This is a genomic window from Candidatus Binataceae bacterium, assembly GCA_035500095.1.
Classification (GTDB): domain Bacteria; phylum Desulfobacterota; class Binatia; order Binatales; family Binataceae; genus JAKAVN01.
On record DATJXN010000099.1, the window covers coordinates 1 to 2087 of the forward strand.

General features: G+C 64.8%; 2 protein-coding genes. One reads left to right on the plus strand and one right to left on the minus strand.

The genetic code is table 11. The annotated features are described in order from the left end of the window. On the plus strand, positions 1-861 hold an 861-nt coding region (locus VMI09_10155; GenBank protein HTQ25050.1), incomplete at its 5' end, for a sulfurtransferase. A 5-nt stretch (positions 862-866) separates the two neighbouring features. On the opposite strand, the gene VMI09_10160 is transcribed toward VMI09_10155, so the two are convergent. Further along, the coding region (locus VMI09_10160; protein HTQ25051.1) for an acyl-CoA dehydrogenase family protein at positions 867-2087 on the minus strand (1221 nt) is incomplete at its 5' end.

Consider the following 2087-nt stretch of genomic DNA (forward strand, 5'->3'; position numbering starts at 1 on the left):
GATGCGCTGGTATCGACCGAATGGCTGACGGCGCATCTCAACGATCCCAACCTGCGAATTTTCGATTGTACCACGCATCTGCGGCCGGCGCAGGCCGGGGCCAACGCGCCCTATGGAATCGTGAGCGGGCGCGAGGACTACGACAAGGAGCACATTCCGGGCGCGGGCTTTCTCGATCTCCAGGGCGAGCTTTCCGATAACAGCGTCAAGTTGCGTTTCATGCTGCCGCGCGCCGAAGACTTCGCGGCCGCAATGTCGCGGCATGGCGTCGGCGATAAATCGAGAGTCATTCTTTATAGCGCGGGCGCGATGATGTGGGCGACGCGGGTGTGGTGGATGCTGCGCGAGTTCGGTTTCACCAACGCGGCAGTGCTGGATGGCGGATGGGAGAAATGGAAAGCGGAGGGTCGCCCGGTTTCATCGCAGCCGTGCCGCTACGAGCCGGCGGTGTTCACCGCGAAACCTGCTGCCGGAATTTTCGTGGGCAAGGAGCGCGTGCGAGCAGCGATGGGAGATCCGAAGGCGATTACTATCAACGCGCTGCCGGCAGAGCTGCACAGGGGAAAAGGCAGCGGACCGTACGGCCGGCCGGGCAGAATTCCCGGCAGCGTCAACGTCCCGTACGGAGCGCTGATCGATCGCCAGACTCGTGCGCTGACCTCAATGGCGGAAGCCGGAGCGAAGTTCCAGGCGGCGGGCGTAGACAAATCCAAAAACGTCATCTGCTACTGCGGCGGCGGAATCGCGGCCAGCCTGGATCTGTTCGTGCTGCATCAACTCGGCTACCGCGATCTGAATCTGTACGACGCTTCGATGAGCGAATGGGCGCGCGACGAGTCGTTGCCAATCGAAACCGACTAGCGCGACTAGAGGTCGACGTCGCCCTTCAGCAGGCGCTGCACCACGGTGCGATTGAGAATTTCGTTGGTGCCGTCGGCGACGTTGATGATTCGCAATGAATGCCACGCGTGATAAAGGCCGAGCTCGTTGGTGAAGCCGATCGCGCCGTGAGTCTGGATCGCGCGATCGACGGCACGAAATCCCGCCTGCACCGAGTACGCCTTGGTCATCGAGAGTTCCTTCACTGCCTGCTGCCCCTTGTCGAGCAGCGCCGCGGCGTTGAGACCCATCAGGTGCGCGGCGTGCAGCTCGGCGGCCGACTCGGCGAGCGGGAAGGTGACGCCCTGGTAGTCGGCGATCGGACGGCCGAACGCCTCGCGCACCTTTGCGTATTCGAGTGAGCGCTCCAGGGCCCATCGGCCGTAGCCGACCGCGCGCGCGGAGTTGTAGATGCGCCCGAGGGAGACGCCGTACAGCGCTGCCTCGAAGCCGCGGCCGAGCTCGCCCACGAGCTGCCACGGCTCGACGAAGACCTCATCGAGTCGCAGCTCGGCTTCATCGCCGCCGATATGGCCGAAGAGCTTGACGACCCTCTGCACTTCAAATCCGGGCGAATTGGTTGGAACCAGGAACGCGGAGATCCCGCCTTTGCGCGTTGCCGCCGCCTGCGGATTGGTCACCGCGAACACGATGCAGTATTCGGCGAGCGGGGCATTGGTGGTCCAGATTTTCCGGCCCGACAGCTTCCATCCGTCGCCATGCGGCACGGCGCGCGTCGCGAGCGCGGCCGCATCGGAGCCCGCGCCCGGCTCCGACAATCCGAAACACATCGAGGTTTCGCCGGCGTTCATCGGCTCCAGGATGCGCTTGCGCGCTTCTTCCGTGACGCGCTCGAGCAGTCGGCTCGGGCCGAACGCCCAATGGCTGATCGCATACAGCATCAGCCAGTTCTGCGGCCCGCAGAGGCGGAATAGATGCTCCCATCCGACGTAGTACGCGAGATGCCCGAGGCCGCCACCGCCGAGCCCGTCCGGCACGCACATGGTGTAGAAGCCGGCTCGGGACGCGGCACGACGAACCTCGCGGATGATCGCGACCGCTTCGTCGGAGAAGCGCCCGTCCTCGCGATAGAGCCTGCGCGGATCATCGAGCAGCGCGCGATGCTGCTCATGCCGCGGCATCACCTCGGCGCGCGCGAATGCGGTCAGTCCATCGCACGCCGCGCGTACTTCGGGCGGGAGTTCGAA